The organism is Rhodococcus sp. IEGM 1330 (assembly GCF_033142445.1).
Taxonomy (GTDB): domain Bacteria; phylum Actinomycetota; class Actinomycetes; order Mycobacteriales; family Mycobacteriaceae; genus Rhodococcoides.
In genome coordinates, this window is the sequence record NZ_JAWLSB010000008.1 from 29,004 (window position 1) to 48,284 (window position 19,281).

At 63.0% G+C, this 19,281-nt stretch carries 20 protein-coding genes; 12 read left to right on the forward strand and 8 right to left on the reverse strand.

The annotated features are described in order from the left end of the window. Window positions 1–9: 9 nt before the first annotated feature. The 7 genes from R4P57_RS18460 to R4P57_RS18490 all read left to right on the forward strand — a co-directional run bounded on the left by R4P57_RS18460 (window position 10) and on the right by R4P57_RS18490 (window position 9,371). On the forward strand, window positions 10–1,200 hold the full coding sequence (locus tag R4P57_RS18460) for a hypothetical protein (protein ID WP_317804273.1): 1,191 nt from the start codon (window positions 10–12) through the stop codon (window positions 1,198–1,200). A 91-nt stretch (window positions 1,201–1,291) separates the two neighbouring features. After that, the gene (locus R4P57_RS18465) at window positions 1,292–2,593 is read left to right on the forward strand and encodes a T3SS (YopN, CesT) and YbjN peptide-binding chaperone 1 (protein WP_317804274.1); all 1,302 of its coding nucleotides are present in this window, start codon (window positions 1,292–1,294) and stop codon (window positions 2,591–2,593) included. 92 nt (window positions 2,594–2,685) lie between these two features. Beyond that, entirely contained in the window at window positions 2,686–3,705 is a 1,020-nt protein-coding gene (locus R4P57_RS18470) for a diiron oxygenase (RefSeq protein WP_317804276.1), read from the forward strand. A gap of 47 nt (window positions 3,706–3,752) precedes the next feature. Continuing rightward, window positions 3,753–5,351 (forward strand): FAD-dependent oxidoreductase, encoded by a 1,599-nt coding sequence (locus R4P57_RS18475; protein WP_317804277.1) that lies wholly within the window; start codon window positions 3,753–3,755, stop codon window positions 5,349–5,351. A 165-nt stretch (window positions 5,352–5,516) separates the two neighbouring features. Then, window positions 5,517–6,326 (forward strand): hypothetical protein, encoded by an 810-nt coding sequence (locus R4P57_RS18480; protein ID WP_317804278.1) that lies wholly within the window; start codon window positions 5,517–5,519, stop codon window positions 6,324–6,326. Window positions 6,327–6,416: 90 nt separating this feature from the next. Then, a complete protein-coding gene (locus R4P57_RS18485; protein ID WP_317804279.1) occupies window positions 6,417–7,733 on the forward strand; it encodes a DUF2786 domain-containing protein in 1,317 nt (438 codons plus the stop codon). A 21-nt stretch (window positions 7,734–7,754) separates the two neighbouring features. Continuing rightward, entirely contained in the window at window positions 7,755–9,371 is a 1,617-nt protein-coding gene (locus R4P57_RS18490) for an AMP-binding protein (RefSeq protein WP_317804280.1), read from the forward strand. A gap of 15 nt (window positions 9,372–9,386) precedes the next feature. Here R4P57_RS18490 and R4P57_RS18495 read toward each other — a convergent pair whose 3' ends face one another. Then, window positions 9,387–10,982: an ABC-F family ATP-binding cassette domain-containing protein gene (locus tag R4P57_RS18495; protein WP_317804281.1), complete on the reverse strand. Its 1,596-nt coding sequence runs from the start codon at window positions 10,980–10,982 to the stop codon at window positions 9,387–9,389. A gap of 186 nt (window positions 10,983–11,168) precedes the next feature. Further along, a complete protein-coding gene (locus R4P57_RS18500; protein ID WP_317804283.1) occupies window positions 11,169–11,846 on the reverse strand; it encodes a vancomycin high temperature exclusion protein in 678 nt (225 codons plus the stop codon). Between the two features lie 317 nt (window positions 11,847–12,163). On the opposite strand from R4P57_RS18500, the gene R4P57_RS18505 reads away from it, so the two are divergent. Next, window positions 12,164–13,537 (forward strand): dicarboxylate/amino acid:cation symporter, encoded by a 1,374-nt coding sequence (locus tag R4P57_RS18505; protein WP_317804284.1) that lies wholly within the window; start codon window positions 12,164–12,166, stop codon window positions 13,535–13,537. Window positions 13,538–13,597: 60 nt separating this feature from the next. On the opposite strand, the gene R4P57_RS18510 is transcribed toward R4P57_RS18505, so the two are convergent. From R4P57_RS18510 to R4P57_RS18520, 3 genes are all read right to left on the reverse strand, one after another. Then, the gene (locus R4P57_RS18510; protein ID WP_317804285.1) at window positions 13,598–13,987 is read right to left on the reverse strand and encodes a hypothetical protein; all 390 of its coding nucleotides are present in this window, start codon (window positions 13,985–13,987) and stop codon (window positions 13,598–13,600) included. Between the two features lie 17 nt (window positions 13,988–14,004). Then, the gene (locus R4P57_RS18515) at window positions 14,005–14,571 is read right to left on the reverse strand and encodes a DUF3558 domain-containing protein (protein ID WP_317804286.1); all 567 of its coding nucleotides are present in this window, start codon (window positions 14,569–14,571) and stop codon (window positions 14,005–14,007) included. A gap of 64 nt (window positions 14,572–14,635) precedes the next feature. After that, a complete protein-coding gene (locus R4P57_RS18520) occupies window positions 14,636–15,325 on the reverse strand; it encodes a DUF998 domain-containing protein (RefSeq protein ID WP_317804287.1) in 690 nt (229 codons plus the stop codon). Window positions 15,326–15,432: 107 nt separating this feature from the next. On the opposite strand from R4P57_RS18520, the gene R4P57_RS18525 reads away from it, so the two are divergent. Together R4P57_RS18525 and R4P57_RS18530 are read left to right on the forward strand one after the other, a co-directional pair. Continuing rightward, complete coding sequence (locus R4P57_RS18525; RefSeq protein ID WP_317804288.1) at window positions 15,433–15,774, forward strand: metalloregulator ArsR/SmtB family transcription factor; 342 nt, start codon at window positions 15,433–15,435, stop codon at window positions 15,772–15,774. A 3-nt stretch (window positions 15,775–15,777) separates the two neighbouring features. Beyond that, window positions 15,778–16,263, forward strand: coding sequence for an SRPBCC domain-containing protein (locus R4P57_RS18530; protein ID WP_317804289.1), 486 nt, complete (start codon window positions 15,778–15,780; stop codon window positions 16,261–16,263). Window positions 16,264–16,324: 61 nt separating this feature from the next. Here R4P57_RS18530 and R4P57_RS18535 read toward each other — a convergent pair whose 3' ends face one another. Then, window positions 16,325–17,347, reverse strand: a complete 1,023-nt coding sequence (locus R4P57_RS18535) for a superoxide dismutase (protein ID WP_317804290.1) — start codon at window positions 17,345–17,347, stop codon at window positions 16,325–16,327. 87 nt (window positions 17,348–17,434) lie between these two features. On the opposite strand from R4P57_RS18535, the gene R4P57_RS18540 reads away from it, so the two are divergent. Then, entirely contained in the window at window positions 17,435–18,088 is a 654-nt protein-coding gene (locus R4P57_RS18540; RefSeq protein WP_317804291.1) for a DedA family protein, read from the forward strand. A gap of 4 nt (window positions 18,089–18,092) precedes the next feature. Here R4P57_RS18540 and R4P57_RS18545 read toward each other — a convergent pair whose 3' ends face one another. After that, a complete protein-coding gene (locus R4P57_RS18545; protein ID WP_317804292.1) occupies window positions 18,093–18,254 on the reverse strand; it encodes a DNA-binding response regulator in 162 nt (53 codons plus the stop codon). 1 nt (window position 18,255) lies between these two features. Between R4P57_RS18545 and R4P57_RS18550 the strand changes: the two genes are divergently transcribed. Then, complete coding sequence (locus tag R4P57_RS18550) at window positions 18,256–18,570, forward strand: hypothetical protein (protein ID WP_317804293.1); 315 nt, start codon at window positions 18,256–18,258, stop codon at window positions 18,568–18,570. A 161-nt stretch (window positions 18,571–18,731) separates the two neighbouring features. Here the strand turns inward: R4P57_RS18550 and R4P57_RS18555 are convergent, their stop codons facing one another. Next, window positions 18,732–19,235 (reverse strand): DUF1648 domain-containing protein, encoded by a 504-nt coding sequence (locus R4P57_RS18555; RefSeq protein WP_317804294.1) that lies wholly within the window; start codon window positions 19,233–19,235, stop codon window positions 18,732–18,734. Window positions 19,236–19,281 lie beyond the last annotated feature (46 nt).

Consider the following 19,281-nt stretch of genomic DNA (forward strand, 5'->3'; position numbering starts at 1 on the left):
AAACCGGACATGCCAACAGATAAGCTGGGAGTCATGGGATCGAAGCGGCCTGCCAACCGCGGACAGAAACGTGCAGAAAAGACCAAGGCCCGGCAACGGCGTCACCAGCAATCCCGACCGGCCCCGACCGGTGCCGTCACCGAACGCATCGCCGATCTGATCGACGGTTTCGTCGAATGGCTCGACGAGAGCGAGATGTCGGAACAATCGGAGGCGATCTCTCGGCTCGTGTCGTCGACACTGACCCAACTTGCTGGTGCTCGTCAGGGCTTCTCCCCCAGCGCCTGGCTTCCCGCCGATGCGCACCTGCTGGTCGATGCGGCCGAACGCATCCTGCAGGAGGAATCCGACACAGCGGAGGACACCGCGGTCAATCTCGTTCTCACCTCGCTGCAGTACCTGACTTTCCTCGATGAGACCGACCTCTGGGACGGCAGCCCCGAGGACTACGCGCACTGCATGGAAGACCTCTCGGACTTCCTCGAGGGCGACGAGCCCGACATGCTCGACGCCGACGACATCGACCTGCCCGACGTTTCCCTGGCCCAGGAACTCGCCGCGATCTCGGCGTTGCCGCTGCTGCCTGCCCTCGACGACATCGTCGCGCGCGTGGCCGACGGGTTGGCGGTGGGCGACAACACCGACCTGCAGCGCGCCGTCGGCCCCGCCCCGCTCGATCCCGCCCAGCTCGATGTGGGTGCCGCGGTCGATTACTGGTCGACAGCCATCGCCACCGAACTGATTCGCATCGACGGAGACACCGCCAGGCCGGGAGACAATGCACATTCGCTGGCCGGCCGTGGAGCCGAGACCGTGCACGAGCTGGTTGCCGAACACGTCCGCGTGCAGCTGTCGGGAGATGCCGACGACCCCGATGTGTCACGGTCGCTGGCCAACACGTTCGCGGTGCAGACGCTCCTGGCCGCCATGACCGACGAGCTGCCGATCAACAACGAGGGCGAGGACTACGCCGAGCTCGAAGGTGAAGATCTGCGTACGGCGCAGCTGATCGACCACCGCGTTCGATCCCTCATCGAGCAGGGCATCCTCGTCAGGATCGAAGAAGTACTCGCCGTTCCGCACGCGTTGCGTCCGGCGGTGCTGGACGGTGTGGCCGAGGCGCAGCCGTTCGGTGTGATCGACGAGGAGTCGCAGGACGACCCGCTCTACAGCTCGCTCGAGGATCCGGCGTCGTCGTGACGGCCCCCGCGAGCGCCGAGACCGTGTCGGTGGTCGCCGCTAGCGTCACCGACTGTGCGTTACGTCAACGCGATCTGGGTAAGGAGCCGACATGAGCGATTCACTCGAGTTCGACTTCGACGTCGACGCTGCCTGGATGCAGTTCCAGCGCAAGCTCGGCGATTACGTCAGCGCGATGCGCGACGGCGATGCGCTGGTGATCGAGTCGCGATACGACACCATCGACGGAGTGCCCGACACCGCCGCCTGCGTGCAGTTCTACGCCTGGGATCTCGATATGGTCCGCTGCGAGATTCCGGCCAACGAGCACCTGCACAGTAGCCGCACCATCACCGACGAGCAGCGAGAAGCGCTGAGCGAAATCGGATTTCGCATGTCAGTCGATTCCGAGCCCACGGCACCGCACGTCGACCGCAATCGCTCGTGGTCCGACGATCTGGCAAAGAAGACCGTCGCGGTGTTCCGCGACATCTGGAGTCTGCCCCACCCGTCCTTCCTGGGCTCACGCGCCACCGGTCGCTACGACGTGCCGAGCTTCGACGCCACCACCGCCGAGGCCGACACGACCGTCGTCCCACTGTGTGTGCAACCGAAGGGCAAGGAACACCTACAGCAACTCGTCGATCGCGCCCTCGAACCATGGTTCGGTTTCCCGCCGGATCACGACCCCGACGGTGACATTCCCCTGCGGTTCGTCAACGGCACCGCGTACGTGTCGGTCAAGCCCACCGAACCTGTGGTCGAGATCAATTCGACGCTGGTGCACGCTGTGTCGGGACGAACCCGCGCAGCCGAGTTGCTGGTCGACCTCAATCTGCAGCTCCCCGACGTGATGCTGCACCTGGTTCAGGACTGCATCGTCGCGCAGGTGCGAGTGAGCGGGTCACCCTTCGTTGCCGATCACCTGCTGTGGGCAGTGCGGATGCTCAGTCACGTGTGGGAGCAGGTCGACGAGAAATTCGCCGAGGATTTCGGCGGCGCACTCGGGGAACCGACGCCGCCGCCGATCGACGGGGACGACTTTCCGGACGGTCTGCTCGAATTGGTCGAGCTCGTTGCCCGGTCCGAAGAATCCCTCGACCTCAACACCGTCCTCGGATGTTGCTCCTCCGATCGCGATGTCGTCGTCTTCTACCTGCGCATCAGCGCTGAGCAGGAGGCGTCGTGGCGCGGTATGGCGGTCGCCGCAGATCTCGGCGACGAGCACTGCGACGTCGACGAGGCAGACCGAGAAGCCGGCAAATGGGGCCGTGCCGTGGCTGCTCTGCGCGAGGTACTGCGCAGCACACCCGAGCAGGTCACGCCGGTGGTCGATCCGTCGGCGATCCAGTTGCAGCTGTTCGAGACCGACGAGGTGGCAGAGATCTCCGACGAGCGTTCGGACGAACAGTAGGCCGCACCCGAACAGGATTTCTCTCGCACGCTTCCCTTTCGTGTTAACTGGGGTTACATTAACTCTATGTTCGCACCTCGTTTGGAGAAGCCATGACACTGACGACAGGCACCACGTCCGTTTCGGTCGATACCGACGCCACGGACGAACAGCAGTACATCGAGACACTCACCCTGCTGTCCGAGGGCTCTGTGCACAAGCACTTCGATCCGTACGTCGACATCGACTGGGAGTCCGAAAAGTTCGCGGTACCTGCGAACGATCCCCGCTGGGTACTCCCCGCCAAGACGGACCCGATCGGTGGTCACGCCTGGTACCGAGCACTGCCGCTCGAGAAGAAGATCGAGATCGGCATGTGGCGTCAGGCCAACGTCGCCAAGGTCGGTCTTCAGTTCGAGAACATCCTGATCCGCGGCATGATGCAGTACGTGTTCTCGCTGCCCAACGGCTCGGCCGAGGCACGCTACTGCACCCACGAATCCATCGAAGAGTGCAACCACACCCTGATGTTCCAGGAGATGGTCAACCGCGTCGATTCCGACGCCCCCGGCATGAGTCGGCCCATGAAGATGCTCTCGCCGTTCGTCCCCCTGTTCGCCACGCTGCTGCCCGAACTGTTCTTCGTCGGCGTTCTTGCAGGCGAGGAGCCCATCGACCACATTCAGAAGTCGGTCCTGCGGTCCGGTGAAGAAATTCATCCGATCATGCAGAGCGTCATGGCAATTCACGTCGCCGAGGAAGCACGGCACATCTCGTTCGCGCACCAGGTGCTGCGTCGTCGCGTTCCCAAGATGTCCAAGGCCGGACGGTTCCTGCTCTCGCTGGCCTTCCCGGTCACGATGCGCATCCTGTGCGACGTCATCGTCATTCCGCCGAAGACGTTCTGGACGAAGTTCGACATCCCGAAGCAGGTGAAGAAGGACCTGTTCTGGGGCACCGAGGAATCCCAGCACGCGCTCCAGGATTACTTCGGAGATGTGCGCATGCTGGCCACCGACACCGGGATGATGAATCGCGCTGCTCGCCTGATGTGGAAGCTGTGCGGAATCGACGGCAAGGCCTCACGTTTCCGTAGCGAGCCCGATCGCAGCTCGAGCCAGTTCGCCGCATAGCGCTCTCGTCGCTCAGCCTTTCTTGCCACTGCCGTCAGGAACCCCTCATGCCCCACGTCGTCACCCAGTCATGTTGCAGCGACGCATCGTGCGTCTTCGCGTGTCCCGTCAACTGCATTCATCCCACTCCCGACGAGCCGGACTTCCTGACGGCGGAAATGTTGCACATCGACCCGCAATCATGCGTCGACTGCGGCGCGTGCGTTTCGGCGTGTCCGGTCGATGCCATTGTGCCGCAGGCGAAACTGACCGAGGCGCAACTGCCGTTCCTGACGATCAATGCGGATTTCTACAAGCAGGAGCGCCCACCGCGGCCCATCCTGGCCCCGGTCACCCCGGCAGCCTCGGTATCGAGGGATCGCCAGCCGCTTCGAGTCGCAATCGTAGGATCGGGCCCGTCGGCCATGTATGCGGCGGATGAGCTGCTCACTCAGCCGGGCGTGAACGTCGATGTCTACGACCGGCTTCCGCAACCACACGGTCTCGCTCGACTCGGCGTCGCACCCGATCATCAGAAGACGCGTCAGGTATCCCGATTGTTCGAAACGATCTCCGCGCAAGAGGGATTCACTTACCACCTCGGCGTGGAGGTCGGCAAGGACGTCACCCACGACGAGTTGATGGACACCCACCACGCCGTGATCTACGCAGTCGGCGCATCATCGGATCGCGAGCTCCGCATTCCGGGAGCCGAATTGCCCGGGCGCAGTTCGGCAACCGACTTCGTCGCCTGGTACAACGGCCACCCCGATCACGCGCACCGCACGTTCGACCTCTCGCACGAACGCGCCGTCATCGTCGGTAACGGCAACGTCGCACTCGACGTCGCCCGTATTCTGACGATGAATCCGGATGCACTCGCCCAGACCGACATCGCACCGTACGCCTTGGACGCCCTGCGCCACAGCGCAGTTCGCGAAGTGGTCATCGTCGGCCGACGCGGTGTGGCACAGTCCGCCTTCACCGTGCCCGAGTTCGCCGGATTGCTGACCGTCCCCGATATCGACCTGGCCATCGACCGCAGCGAACTCGCGCTCGATCCGGTCACCGTCCGACGCGCCGCGACCGACGACCTACCCCACGCCGTGGCGCAGAAGCTGCAATTGCTTCGCCACGTCGACGAATCCCCCGAACACAGCGACGGCCGCAAGCGAATCACTCTGCGCTACCTTCTCTCCCCCACCAGGATCCTGGGCACCGATCGCGTGACGGGTATCGAGTTCGACCGAATGGGCCTGTCCGCGGACGGCGACGACGTGGTTCGCAGCACTCCGACCGGTGACGTGGACACCATCGAGGCCGGACTCGTCCTCACCTCCATCGGCTACCGCGGTGTCGCGCTCCCCGGAGTTCCGTTCGACGACCGAGCCGGCATCATTCCCAACACCGGCGGCCGTGTGTTGCAGGAATCCGGTGGGCAGACTTCGGTCGGCAGCTATGTCACCGGTTGGATCAAGCGTGGCCCCTCGGGATTCATCGGCACCAACAAATCCTGCGCCCAGGAAACCGTCGGCCATCTGGTCGACGACTTCAACGCCGGCCGCCTGACGGATCCGATCGAGCTGCCCAATACCTGGCCGACCGGGGCGAACCGAGGCACGCTGCGACGCTCCAGGGAGATGCTCTCGGCGCTCCGCCGCTCCTGATCGCTCACTCCGGTTGCGATCGATGCGCCTTCGAGTCGATCGGAGTGCAATGCACAACAACGTCGCATTCACCCGGACGGTATCGAGGTTGAAGCGTCTACAATCGGGGTAGCTACAGTCATCGGCCACCGATTCGCGGCGGGCCAACACCTCGAGGAGCACGAGATGCCGGCCCTGCGACGCATCTTCACCAGGACTGCTGTCCCAATTGTCGGTATCGCCGTGGCGTTGTTGTGCGCGGCACCGGCGCAGGCATTGCCGACGCCCGGCGATCTCTCGGATGTCCCGGCCCGAACGTCGTTGTCGTACGAACACATACCGACGGGGACCTACGTGGGCAGCGCGGAGGACAACTCGGCGCGCCCGGGACTGTCGACCGTCAAGCTCTACATGGCCGATTACGTCGTACGCTTCGGCGACGGTTCGCCCAGAGACCTCGACCTGGCCGCCAGGATGGTCCAGGTCAGCGACGACGGTGCAGCCTCCGTACTCGACAACAAATATCCCCAGGCCATCGATGCGACTGCGGCGGAGTTCGGGCTCACCTCTACCTCGCGGGGCGGTTTCTGGGGCAACTCGTCCACGAGCACAGCCGACACCGTGCGATTCCTGGCGGCGAAGAAGCGCACCGATCCCGCAAGCCCCGTCCTCGCCTGGATGAACACCGCGGCTCCTGTGGCACGTGATGGAATGGTTCAGGACTGGGGCACCAAGCAGTTGCCCGGCGTGACCGGGACCAAGTGGGGATGGGCCGACGACCGATCGAGTGTGGTCGCGTCCGCGTCGATCGGCGATGACTTCGTCATTGCATCCAATACATACGGACCGACCCGATCCAACACCGACGACGTGTTGGCAACGCTCGGCGGAATCGAGTTGACGGCACCGCCTGCCGCCGTTCCTGTTCCGAACCTTCCCGCGATTCCCGGTCTGCCGTCGGTCGAGGAACTGCTGCAGATGCTCGCTCCTCGCTGACACGTTCGAATAACTTGTCAGACCCCTCCCCTACTCTGCGATCTACCGAACAGTTCGGGGACCACACCGGGGGACGTGGAGGGGACGACGATGAGTCGTATCGATCTGGACAGCTTGCAAGATTTTCACCGCACCGGGCAAATTTGGCCGGACGCGGATCCGGTTCACCTTGTCGAGATAGGCCTCGACTATGCCACTCGCGGGCCGGGGTGGAAGGCGTACGTTCGGCTGGTTGCAGACCGCCTCGCGAAATTCGAGTGCACGCCCGAAGTCGATCCTGCGTACGCCGCATCAGCACGAATACTCGACCACTCTGTCGACAGGTTGTTCGAGATCGGTTGGCAGCCAGCCGAACTCGCGCACGCTACTCGAAAGATGATCGGATCCGTAGCCGGGGTGCTCTTGGTGGAGGCGATCGCTACCCATACGGAGCGTTCCTCGGCCCTCACCAACGCACCCGATTCCTGGCGAGAGCAACTGATCGATCTGAAAATCGATTCCACTGCAGGCGTTTCCGTCGAACGCCTTCGAAGGTGGTGTTCAAGGCCTCGGGTCTCCACGTCCGACTGCTGGAACACGGTGTTGACCGTCCTCGGCCATACGACCTCACTGGGTTCACTCGACAAGCTCGTTCCCATTCCATCACAGTGGTCGTCGGTTCGATCCTCGCCGACACCGTCAGCGACCCACAAGAGTGGCGTCTCGGATCCCAAGATGCTGGCCAAGATCCGGGGGTTACTGGCGAAGGCGGAGTCCACCCAGTTTGCGGCCGAGGCCGAGGCGTTCTCGGCGAAGGCTCAAGATCTCATGACTCGTTACGCCATCGACCATGCGCTGCTCGAGTCCGACAACCCGCGCGGTTCGATCGGCGACGTGACCACTCGCCGCATCTTGGTCGACAGTCCGTACTCGGAGGCCAAGTCACTTCTCCTGCACAGTGTTTGCGAAGCAAATGGTGCCCGGACCCTGTGGTACAAGCGATTCGCTCTGGTCAACATCGTCGGCCTCCCAGTCGATCTGGATTTGTGCGAGCTGCTGTTCACATCGCTACTCGTGCAGTCTTCTCGCGCACTCGACGAACTTGCCGAATCACCGGAAGCCCGAGGTCGCAGCTTCAGGAAATCCTTTCTGATCGCGTACGCCCACCGCGTCGGCCAGCGCTTGCTGGAAGCTCGGGAGCGAGCCACAAAGTCCGCGTCGGAGCATCACGGTAGTGCCTTGGTGCCGGTCTTGGCCGAGCGGAGCCAAGCCGTGAACAAGGCATTCACGGCCATGTATCCGTCGACAACGGAGGTACGAATCGAGGCGCGCGATCAAGCGGGACGACGTGCCGGCCGGTCCGCCGCCGAACGCGCGAACCTTACCGGTGGGCGCGAACGTCTCGACAAATCCGATCTGGCCTCGTGAGTGCGCGCTACATTGACTGCCATGACCGGTCTCGATACTCCCTTGACGCCCCTTCGCTTTCTCGAACGCGCAGCGGAGGTCCACCCCCACAAGACCGCCGTGGTGGACGGGCCGAGGACATTCACCTACGAGCAGTTCGCCGCCGACGTCACCCGGCTCGCGCACGCACTGCGCGCGTCGGGTGTCGGCCATGGAGATCGAGTGGCCTACATCGCGTCCAACTCTGCAGAGCTGTTGTTCGCGCACTACGCAGTTCCACTGGCCGGTGCCGTTCTGGTCGCGATCAACACCAGACTGTCGCCCGCCGAGGTGCGCTACATCTGCGATCACTCCGGTTCAGTTCTGCTGGTCGGTGATTCGGAGCTGCTGACCGGACTCGGAACAGATCCGATCGCCGATTCGGTCCGCGAGATCGTCGAGACACCCGCCGCCGACGGCACGTACGCACAGCTGCCGCACGCCACTCGATACGACGCCTTCCTCGGGCGAGGCTCCGACGAATCGCTGGAGTGGGAGGTCGACGACGAGACCTCGACCATCACGATCAACTACACCTCAGGCACCACCGGTCGGCCCAAGGGCGTGATGTACACCCACCGCGGTGCCTATCTCAATTCGCTGGGTGAACTGCACCACCAGGGGTTCGGCATCGACACTCGCTATCTGTGGACACTGCCGATGTTCCATTGCAACGGGTGGTGCACCACCTGGGCGGTCACGGCAGCGTCGGGCACGCACGTCTGCCTTCGCGGTGTCCGCGGCGATGCGATCTGGTCGGCCATCGACGGCGGCGTCGACCACCTCGCCGGCGCACCGACAGTGCTGACCACTCTTGCCACTGCAGCGCAAGCACATTCACTGGATCGCCCCCTGACCATCGTGACGGCCGGAGCTCCCCCGAGCCCGACGATCATCGGCAAGATTCGTGCGCTGGGTGCCACGCTCGTGCACGTGTACGGACTCACCGAGACCTACGGCCCGTACTCGGTGTGCGAGGCGAAGCAGGAATGGCTCGAACTGGACGGCGACGAGCAGGCTCGACGCTTGGCTCGGCAGGGAGTCGGCATGCTCACCGCCGATCGCTTGCGCGTGGTGCGCGAGAAGGCCGGTCCGGGTGGAGCACTGATCGACGTCGAACCCGACGGAGTGGAAATGGGCGAGATCGTCATGCGCGGCAACAACGTCATGAAGGGCTACTACAACGACACCGCAGGCACGACGCAGGCCTTCGCGGGCGGATGGTTCCATTCCGGAGATCTCGGTGTGATGCATCCCGACGGCTACGTTCAGCTACTCGATCGCGCCAAAGACGTCGTCATTTCCGGGGGCGAGAACATCTCGACGATCGAGGTGGAACAGGCACTTGCCAGCCACCCCGCCGTCGCCGACGTCGCGGTGATCGGGGTACCGGACGACAAGTGGGGTGAGCGGCCCAAGGCATTCGTGGTGCTGGCACCGGGCGCAGAAGCGTCCGAGGCAGACCTCGTAGCGCACGTGAAATCTGCTATTGCCTCCTACAAGGCCCCGCGTGCAGTCGAATTCATCGTCGAGTTACCGAAGACGTCGACCGGCAAGATCAGGAAGAAGGAGCTGCGCGACGCGGAGTGGGGCTCGGCGACGTCGAAGATCAAGGGGTAGTAGGGAACCCGGCCATCACGCCATCTGGACGCCGGCGATTTCGGTGACCCCGCCCTTGCCGTCGAACGACAACTGGCGAAATGCCACCTTCTCCACGAAGAACCTGTCGTGGCTCACCAGGATCACCGCACCGGGAAACGCCATCAGGGCACGTTCGAGAACCTGGGTGCTCTGCAGGTCGAGGTGGTTGGTGGGCTCGTCGAGCACGATCACGCCTGCGCCGAACAGCAGACACTGCGCCAGGGCAACTCGAGCCTTCTGTCCACCGGACAGCACGCCGATCTTCGATTTGAGATCCATCTCGGAGAACTGCAGCAGTGTCAGAAAGCGATGGACTTCCTTCTTGGTCGCCGTCAGTGCGAGGCTGCCCGGCATCGCATTGACCGAATGCGACACGGTGTCGTCGAGATCGAGGTCGGCCAGCACCTGGTTGTAGTAGATGAACGACGGCGCCTTGGTCTTCCACTTGATCTTGCCGCTGTCCGGTTGCTCGGCACCGACGAGGATGTCGACGAGGGTCGTCTTGCCGCAACCGTTCGGTCCGGTGATGGCGATGCGGTCTCCGCGATGCACAGTGAACGAGATGTTCTCGAAGAGTCGTTGCTCGCCATAGCTTTTGGAGATGCCAGTGATCTCCGCAAGGTTGTCGTGGACGTGCAGTCCGCCGTAGATCGCAGTGACCACCGTATCGACCGGACGCGGGCTCTTGCTCTTCTTGATGTTCGCGAGACGACGCTTGAGCACCCCGCTGGGGTTCTTCACCGCTTCCTTGCGATCGCTGATCGCTTCTTGCTCGTAGGCCAGCAGCTGTTGTTCGTTGCTGAACTCGCGTTCCAGGTTCTTGAGTCGAAACTGTTTCTGCTGAACGTATTCCGAGTAGCTACCGTCGTAGGTCTGCAGGTGATGGTTCTCGATCTCGACGATGCTGGTGACGACCTGCTCGAGGAAGGCGCGGTCGTGCGAGACGACCAAAAGCGCTCCTCGAAAATCACGCAGCCAGCGCTCCAGCCACGCGATCCCGGCCACGTCGAGGAAGTTGGTCGGCTCGTCGAGGAGCAGCACGTCTGGCGCTTCGATCAAGATTTTGGCCAGAGCCGCGCGGTTGCGCCAGCCCCCGGACAGTCGATCGACAGGCAGTTCACGCCGCTCCGTGTTGAAGCCGAGCATGGAGAGCACAGTGTCGATCTGTTGGTGATAGGTCCAGCCGCCGCTGTTCTCCATGGCGTCGAGCAGTTCGGCCTGGCGATCGACGAGCTTGTACATCTGCTTCTCGTCGAGGTCGCCCCCGAGTGCGGCCTCTACCTCGGCCAATTCGACCTCGATCGCGTGGACAGCGACGAAAAGAGATTCGAGTTCCGCTTGGATGCTGCGATCACCGTCGAGTTCCGAGAACTGCGAGAAGTACCCGATTCGGGCGCCCTCGGTGACATCGACCGTTCCAACATCGGGCGTCTCACGCCCGAGAAGAAGCTGCAGCAGGGTGGTCTTGCCCGTGCCGTTGCGCCCGATCAGACCGATGCGATCGCCGTCGGCGAGGCGGAAGAACACCTCGCGCAACATCACCTTCTGGTCGTATCCCTTGGCAACGTCGTTCAAGCGGATCCAGCTCAAGCGTTCACTTCTCCTGAAAACACGGGTCCGCAGAGTCGTCGAACCGGGCAAGCTCACTCTATCGCCGCTCGAGCCGTCGTCTTCCCGTCGTCCATCCTGATCGGCTCCCCCGCTTCGAATAACCGACGCCGATCGGAGGCACATATTCAGAACCGAGGGGCTGATCACACCTGCCCGACGGTGAACTCACCGGCTCGTGATGTTCGCGAGAGAATCGACGGGCGGCGACACCACCACGGGATCGCGACCCGACCACAGATCCAGTACCGCTTTGGGGCGCGCCAGCAACTCTCGCGCGTAGTTGCGCACTACCGCAAGGGTATTGCAGTCGATGCAGTCCGCCGTGACTCCGTCGACGTCGAGGTCCATGTCCTCACACAACGCTACTGCTCGCGACACATGGAGGGGTTGGCTGATGATCAGGCCGCGTTCGACCCCGAAGGTCTCCTTCGCCCGTGCGCAGGTGTCGTAGGTGTCGATGCCGTGATCGTCTCCGATGATCACGGCAGGATCGATTCCGTTCTCGATCAGGTAGTCGGTCATCGCTTGGATCTCGTTGCCGGAGTTGCCGTCTGCGTCACCGGAGACCAGAATTGCCTTGATCTTCCCCGCCGCCATCAACGCGACCGCAGTGTCGAGACGTCCGGAGAGAAACCGCATCGGCTTGCCGTCGCGCACTTGTGCACCGAGGACGATGGCCACCGGTGCGTCCGGCGCATCGTCGACGTCGTAGACCTTCCCCGCCGTCGCGTATGCCACCCAACCGGCCGATGCCAGAACGACGGCAACCAGGGCGGCGACCACCGCGCAGAAGGCACGAACGAGTCGTCCGGCCAATCCTCGGGGCTTCGATTCGGTACTCATGATCTCGTTTCGTCGGCGGGAAGAAACCTCAAGCTAGCCCACGAATACGGCGTCCGAGCGTCGCCGCAGCGCACCCATACCGATTCCACAGTGATCCCTCAGAGCCGCCCTGCTCGGTTGCACAGTTCGGAGGCGGAGTACCGTTCGATCAGTGAATCCGCTGCTGACCTCTCGACGGTATGTCGACTTGCGTCTGCAAGCCAGCGCTACCTGTTGACGGTCCTCTAAACCGCAACCCCTGAAGTTCGGCCCATCGGCCGACCAGTATTTCTGTCGTCCATCCCTGTCGACACCTCTCCTTTTCGAAAGGCATATCCATGTCTGCGCCCAGCGCTACCCGAACGCGCCGTGTCCCTACCTGGGCAACCGCGTTCGGTCCACAAATCGTTGCCGGACTCGTGCTCGGAGTCGTATTCGGACTCATCGCCCGATCGATGCCCGACGCCGCCGACGGTAACGAGAACTGGTTGGTCGGCACCCTGTCGACCATCGGTTCGAGCTACGTCAAACTTCTCACCGTCGCGGTGATCCCGCTGGTGTTCACGGCGATCGTCAGTTCCATCGCCAACCTGCGCGAGGTCACGAATGCTGCCCGTCTGGCGATCCAGACGCTGTGGTGGTTCGCCATCACGGCATTCATCTCCGTGATCATCGGCATCGTGATCGGGTTGGTCGCTCAGCCCGGCTCGCGTACCAGCGCAGGTGCCGAGTCGGCGGGCGATCCGTCGAGTGTCGGGTCGTGGTGGTCGTTCCTCACCGGACTGGTACCGAACAACTTCTTCGCACTCGGCGCGAGAACCACGGTCGCCGAGAGCGGTACTGCAACCACATCACTGAGCTTCAACATCTTGCAGTTGCTGGTCATTGCCGCTGCCATCGGTATCGCTGCGCTCAAGGTCGGTAAGAAGGCCGAGCCGTTCCTCGAATTCAACGCGTCGCTGTTGGCCATCGTGCAAAAAGTGCTGTGGTGGATCATTCGCCTCGCGCCGATCGGCACCGCCGCACTCATCGGCAACGCGGTGGCGACCTACGGCTGGGACGCCATCGGCTCGCTCGGTGTCTTCACCGTGTCGATCTACGTCGGTCTGGCCGTGGTGTTCTTCGTGGTGTACCCGGTGATCGTTCGCGCGCATGGACTTTCGGTGCGCAACTTCTACTCGGGAGTGTGGCCGGCCACCCAGTTGGGCTTCGTCTCGCGTTCGTCGATCGGTACCCTGCCACTCACCGAGCGCGTCACCGAACGCAACCTCGGAGTTCCGCGGGAGTACGCGTCGTTCGCGGTACCACTCGGGGCAACGACCAAGATGGACGGTTGCGCGGCAATCTATCCCGCGATTGCGGCACTCTTCGTCGCGCAGTTCTACGGCATCGACCTCACCATCACCGATTACCTCCTGATCATCGTGGTGTCCGTGATCGGTTCTGCGGCAACGGCAGGAACAACGGGCGCGACGGTGATGCTCACCCTTACGCTGTCGACACTCGGATTGCCGTTGGCCGGCGTCGGTCTGCTGCTTGCGGTGGAGCCGATCGTCGACATGGGTCGCACCGCAGTCAATGTCACCGGTCAGGCATTGGTGCCGACCATCGTCGCCAAGCGCGAAGGAATCCTCGACCTCGAGCGTTACAACGCTCCGCGAAACGGTGATCCCTTCGTCGACGAGGATGCGGAAGTGGAACTCGCTCGCTAGCAGAATGTTTCGAGCGATCGATCCCGACGACCGAGCAACTGGGTCGTCGGGATTTTTCGTCTATCGCGGTGGCGACAGTGCTTCGACAGTGGCCGCAGTGTCGGCGTCCGTCGCCTCTACCTTGGCGAAATAGTGTTGAAAGAACTCGCGCATCGTCTTGATGATCTCGATCTGCTGCTTGATTGCAAAGCGGGCGGAGCCCTCGTCGCCAACAGCGAGGCGATGAAACTTCGCTTGAAGTTGTTGAGCTGAGTCCAAATCGCCCCAAGACTGCGGCCACGCGAGGGAAGTCGTCATTTCGAGCATTCGGTCGAGCTTGGTCAAATACTCGGCGCAAACAGCATCGCAGCGCGCAGCGACTCCTGGTTCGACGTCGAGTTCGCCCGCCGCCGCCTGATCTCGAAGTCCACGCCAGTGACCGAGATTGTGGTTCAGCCCGTACTGCTCCATCGTTTTCAGCGTCCCGTCTATGCCGGAAAGAACGGTTCCAAATCAACCGCGTGTCGATTGACCTCGGTGCAGGGTTCACCCTGCAGGTCGCGTGAACCCTTCTTTTGGAGGTCGAGCACGATCAGACCATCGCCTGTACCCAGAGCCACTGCGCAACCGAGGAACTGCATGTCGTCGGCATGGCGCAGTTGAGTCGCGGTGCGCCCGGACAGCTCCAAGTCCGCCCCGCGTACGAACGAAGGGCTGAGCAGCAACTCGTCGATGGACTCCAACGACGACAAGACTGCGACGTAGTACCAGCTGTTCAGCGCGACCCCATCCCAGGTGCAGCCCTTCCATCCGGGATACGTCGTGATGCCCGCGAAGTCGGGTCGCTCGGTGCTGACGTCCAACCCACTGGCCGTCACTGCAGATTTGGGGATGGTGCAGGGGTCGAACGGCTCGGGACCGGCCGCCACCGTCGTCGGTGCAGTCGAGGAATTTCCACTGGCGGCGGGTGTTCCTTGCGTCGAGCCCGTGCAACCCGTCAGCACCAGCGCCGAAGCACAGACCGCCGCGAACCCCCGTCCAATCACTACCCGCATTCGTTCAACCTCTCGACACAGACGTCACTGAACGGTTGGACGCGACGCGAGCGCAATCGGTTCCCTAAGCAGGCTGTGAGGACCGGATCTCCTGTGCCGACTCCGCGACTGCGTTCCGACGTTCCGCGGCCCACACCCACAGAGCCAACGAGATGAGCGCCATCACCTCGGCTACGACGAGCACCCGCTCCACATAGCCGAGTGTGACGACGCGGTACCACGGACGCGAGCCGGTTGCTCCCACAGCCAGCGCGTACACGATGGGCATCAACGTCACAACGGACAGCGCGCTGAGTCCCATGGTCACGCGGGCGCGCACGGCCCACACAGTGTCACGAAGCCAGGGCCGCGAGAACGCGAACACCGCGACCGGGATGCTGACGAATGCCACGGCAGCCCCCAGCCGATGGACCGTCCCGCCGAGACTCAGCGAGGCGTCGTTCGACCAATCCTGCTTCGGCACAGCGACGACGGCGACAAGTCCCACGGTCCACAGTGTGAGGAAGATCGACGCGGTCGCACCGGGCCGAGTGAGGCGATGTCGAATCGCGGACGCGAGGGTGAGCGCCGAACCGAATGCGAGCAGAACGACGCCGATCGAGAACACCCACTGCTGCGCGCCGAGTCCGTATTCGCTGATCGTTCGGCGCAGATGGGAGGGCGTCTGCCATGCAGTGTGCAGATCGAGAACAAGCACCACGAGTGCGCCCAGCGCAATCAACAGAGCGCCGATCATGGCCGGTCGAATCGGCACAACGCCTCCCCTCTCGGACGACGTCGATCGCCGTCCACACTCCATGTTGCCTGAAGTTCCGGTGCACTCCTTGACCTGAATGTCAGGCAGGCATAACCTACAACCAAATGGTTGTAGATGAGATGAGTGACGCCGAGGTCGATCGCCTGTTCCAGGCCTTCGCCGACAAGACGCGGCGCGACATCGTCGCGAAGGTCACTGTGGGCGAACAGTCGGTATCGGAGTTGGCGGCTCACTACGCCATGAGTTTTGCCGCTGTGCAGAAGCATGTCGCGGTTCTCGACCGCGCGGCGCTGATCACCAAACACAAACGCGGGCGGGAGCAGATCGTGCGAGTTCGGCTGGAGACCATCGCACGCGCTCGCGCCCTGCTCGATACATACGAGGATATCTGGCGACACCGCGTCGACCGGATCGACGACCTTCTGTCCGAGGACGAGAAAGGCTGAATCATGCCGTTCATCAGCTCACACAAGGATGCAGAGAACCTGACCATGACCCTGGTCGCGGAGTTCGACGCGAAAGTCGAACGGGTGTGGCAGATCTGGGAGGACCCGCGCCAACTCGAGCGCTGGTGGGGTCCGCCCACATGGCCTGCGACGTTCGTGTCCCACGACTTCGTCCCGGGCGGCAAGGCGTCGTACTACATGACCGGCCCTGAGGGCGAGAAGGCGGCCGGTTGGTGGCTTTTCACCGAGATCTCCGCTCCGACCACCGTGTCCTTCGACGACGGTTTCGCCGACGACTCCGGCAATCCGTCGTCGACGATGCCCGTCACCCACGCCACCGCGACCCTCGAAGACGTCGGCGGCACAACACGTATGACCCTCCGTTCGCGTTTCGACAGCCTGACCCAGCTCGAAGAACTCGTCGAGATGGGCATGGACGAGGGCATGGCGTCGGCAATCGGTCAGATCGACGCCATCGTCGCCGACTGATCGTTGTGCGCGGAACTTCGACCTCTGCTACGAATTTCCGCGCACATGCGGCGCAGCCGCTCTACTCACGAACAGAGCTGACGGTGAACGGCTCGACGGGCTCTCCCCCGCGCTTGTCGAACTGACTGTTCACCACGAACAGCCGATCGTCCATGGCTGCAACGGTTGTCGGGTACGCGAACGACGGGTCGGTGATCTCGCCGGTGACCGATCCGCTGCGGCCGTCGTCATTCAGGTCGACCTTCGAGATCAACCCGTCACGATTGCGGACGACGTACAGCGTGTCGTCGTCCATCTCCATCCCGTCACCGTTCATGAGCGTTGCTCCGCCGAGATCGACCTGTGTGATCTCCTTGGAGGTCTTGTCGATGCGATACAGGTTGCCGGTACTGGACTGCACGACGATCAACGCTGATTCGTCGTCGTTCTCGACGATGCCGTTGGCGTTGAATCCCTCGCCGTACGCGAACGGAGTGCCGTCGAAGCTCACGAACGTCTCCAACGGAGCGTCCTGCGTTCCGGCCGTCATCTGCTCGACGGGTATGCGGAACAACGCCGGGCTACGCGAGTCGGTGACGTAGGCATCGCCGTTGTCGGCAATCGCGACGTCGTTGAGGAATGTCGCGTCGGCACCGAGCCCGTTGGTGAACGTGGCAACCAGATCACCGGAATCGGCGTCGTACACCCAGACCTTGCCGGTGGCTCCACCGGCGATCACCAGGTAGTCGGCGCGATCGTCCTCATCGGTCACGTCGATTCCAGCGGCCGCGGTGCGTCCGTCCGCGCCGCCGGGCAAGAACACCGAGACGTCCGGGGATCCGACGGTTCCGCGGAACACCGCGCCGTCGGATGTCGACGTGACGTAGAAGGTGTCGTCCGCGGCCGTGATGCCCTCGGGGAACACTCCGGTACCCGGCAGGTTGTAGACGGTCGCGGAGCTCGGGTTCGAGGTCGTCGACGACGCAGATGTCGATGCCGGAGTGGTGCCGTCCGTGGGCGTCGGTGTCGATTCCGAGGACCCACAGGCGGTCAGCAGGAGTGTGGTGGCGGCAACAGCGGGCACTATCCGGGAGACTCGGTTCACACGTCCGAGTGTTCCATATGTCTCATTTTTCGGTCATATTCCCTGGTGAGGAGATTTTCGGGCCGTCGGTTTCGTACAGTCGTTGTCATGAGTGCCCCCTCCTCCCTTGCCGCAGCCGACAGCGACCTCGGAGGGATAGCCGGATGGGCAGTGAGTCTGATGGAAGCCATCGGCGGCCCAGGTGCCGGAATCGCCGTCGCAGCGGAGAACTTCTTCCCGCCCCTTCCCAGCGAAATCATCCTGCCCCTCGCCGGGTTCACCGCATCTCAGGGCGGCATGACGCTCCTGAGTGCGTTGTTCTGGACGACGGCAGGTTCGGTGATCGCCGCACTCGTCCTCTACTGGCTCGGCGTCAAGCTCGGCCGCGATCGGATGTATGCCATCGTCGACAGGATGCCGTTCGTCGGGACGGAGGATCTGACCAAGGCCGAGGACTGGTTTACTCGCCACGGCCGGTCTGCAGTGTTCTTCGGTCGCATGATTCCGATGGTCCGGTCGGGCATCTCGATCCCGGCCGGCGTGTCCCGGATGCCGATTCTGCAATTCACCCTCTACACCACCCTCGGCAGCCTGATCTGGAACTCCATCTTCGTGCTCGCCGGATACTTCCTCGGGGAGAACTGGCACTACGTGGAGAACTACGCCTCGGTGTTCCAATACGTCGTCATCGGCATCGTCGTCGCGCTGATCAGCTGGTTCGTGGTCAAGAAGATGCGGTCCAGTCGCGTCGAGGTGCGGTAGCCGCTTACAGATCGTCGATGTCGATGAACCCGTCCTGCAAAGCCCGCACCAGCAACGTCGCTTTGGTCGGTGCCGTTCGCCCCACTGCCGTGTATTTGGCTCTGATGCGCGTCAAGTGTGTGTTGACGGTTCCCATCGAGAGATAGAGCGAGCGCGACGCCTCCAACTTGGACTCCGATACGAGCCAGGAGTTACTGGGCCTCGACGAGCTGACGATTCTGCAGAATCACATGCTGCGGTGCGCGCAACTCGCCGCGGACGAACTCGAATTCATGGACGCTCTCCTCGTCGCCGTCGCACACGACACCTACGGCGAGCCGGAGGGACTGATCTCGATCAAGGAGAAGCTCAACCTGCCGGCGATCATCGCGCCGGTCATCGCACGAGGGCAGGACACCGGTATCTTCCGAAAGGGCTCGAGCCCAGTCGATCTCGCGGCAGGAATCACCAACACTCTGCTGATGCGGTGCTTCACCCGATGACAGAACAGCCCGCAGGACAACGCGACGTTCGTCGGTGAACTTCTGCTCGACGGACTCATTACGCACTGAGCATCGACCGAGTGCGTGTCATCGAATCCGCCGGATTCCAACGGCGAAGTGGTCGAGTGCAGCGAGGACGTCATCCGCCTGCCACACCGGAGTCAGTCCTTCGGCACGCGGTACCGGCCACCTTTGACGACGAACACCACGTATCCCAGAATGGCCAGCAGGTACAGCGCAGTCGGTACCGCGAGAACCCAGACGCTGACCGAGTCACCCGTCGTCGCACCCGCAACGCCGGTGATCCAGGCGAAGAGCAATGCCGTTGCCGCGCCGACCCAGTCGAGGTCCTCGGCCATCTTCCGGTTCAGCTCGGGTCGATTCTCGGCGGCAGTCCAGTACTCGTGCATCGTCCGGCTGGGCAGATTCACCATGGACGCCGGAACCTTGGGGAGCCACCGACCGATGCTCGCGAACAACCCGATCATCGCGAATCCGATGCCGCCCATCGTGAGCAGGAAGGACAGTTTCGACTCCATGCGATCGACCTGACCGGATCCGTCGAAGTGCGCGGGCACTTGATCGCTTGCGGTGACGGCGACCCAGATCAGAGCGCCGATGAACACCAGAGTTGACAGCAGTAGGGCCGCACGCGAAAGCTTCATCGAAGTCCACATTAGTGCCTCCGGCAGTGGTGGTGGTGCCGTGGCT

What these genes read in the sequence shown, in the direction of transcription:
- R4P57_RS18460 (WP_317804273.1), top strand. Translation starts at nt 10, where the DNA reads ATGCCAACAGATAAGCTGGGAGTCATGGGATCGAAGCGGCCTGCCAAC.
- R4P57_RS18465 (WP_317804274.1), top strand. Translation starts at nt 1,292, where the DNA reads ATGAGCGATTCACTCGAGTTCGACTTCGACGTCGACGCTGCCTGGATG.
- R4P57_RS18470 (WP_317804276.1), top strand. Translation starts at nt 2,686, where the DNA reads ATGACACTGACGACAGGCACCACGTCCGTTTCGGTCGATACCGACGCC.
- R4P57_RS18475 (WP_317804277.1), top strand. Translation starts at nt 3,753, where the DNA reads ATGCCCCACGTCGTCACCCAGTCATGTTGCAGCGACGCATCGTGCGTC.
- R4P57_RS18480 (WP_317804278.1), top strand. Translation starts at nt 5,517, where the DNA reads ATGCCGGCCCTGCGACGCATCTTCACCAGGACTGCTGTCCCAATTGTC.
- R4P57_RS18485 (WP_317804279.1), top strand. Translation starts at nt 6,417, where the DNA reads ATGAGTCGTATCGATCTGGACAGCTTGCAAGATTTTCACCGCACCGGG.
- R4P57_RS18490 (WP_317804280.1), top strand. Translation starts at nt 7,755, where the DNA reads ATGACCGGTCTCGATACTCCCTTGACGCCCCTTCGCTTTCTCGAACGC.
- R4P57_RS18500 (WP_317804283.1), bottom strand. Translation starts at nt 11,846, where the DNA reads ATGAGTACCGAATCGAAGCCCCGAGGATTGGCCGGACGACTCGTTCGT.
- R4P57_RS18505 (WP_317804284.1), top strand. Translation starts at nt 12,164, where the DNA reads ATGTCTGCGCCCAGCGCTACCCGAACGCGCCGTGTCCCTACCTGGGCA.
- R4P57_RS18510 (WP_317804285.1), bottom strand. Translation starts at nt 13,987, where the DNA reads ATGGAGCAGTACGGGCTGAACCACAATCTCGGTCACTGGCGTGGACTT.
- R4P57_RS18515 (WP_317804286.1), bottom strand. Translation starts at nt 14,571, where the DNA reads ATGCGGGTAGTGATTGGACGGGGGTTCGCGGCGGTCTGTGCTTCGGCG.
- R4P57_RS18525 (WP_317804288.1), top strand. Translation starts at nt 15,433, where the DNA reads ATGGTTGTAGATGAGATGAGTGACGCCGAGGTCGATCGCCTGTTCCAG.
- R4P57_RS18530 (WP_317804289.1), top strand. Translation starts at nt 15,778, where the DNA reads ATGCCGTTCATCAGCTCACACAAGGATGCAGAGAACCTGACCATGACC.
- R4P57_RS18540 (WP_317804291.1), top strand. Translation starts at nt 17,435, where the DNA reads ATGAGTGCCCCCTCCTCCCTTGCCGCAGCCGACAGCGACCTCGGAGGG.
- R4P57_RS18555 (WP_317804294.1), bottom strand. Translation starts at nt 19,235, where the DNA reads ATGAAGCTTTCGCGTGCGGCCCTACTGCTGTCAACTCTGGTGTTCATC.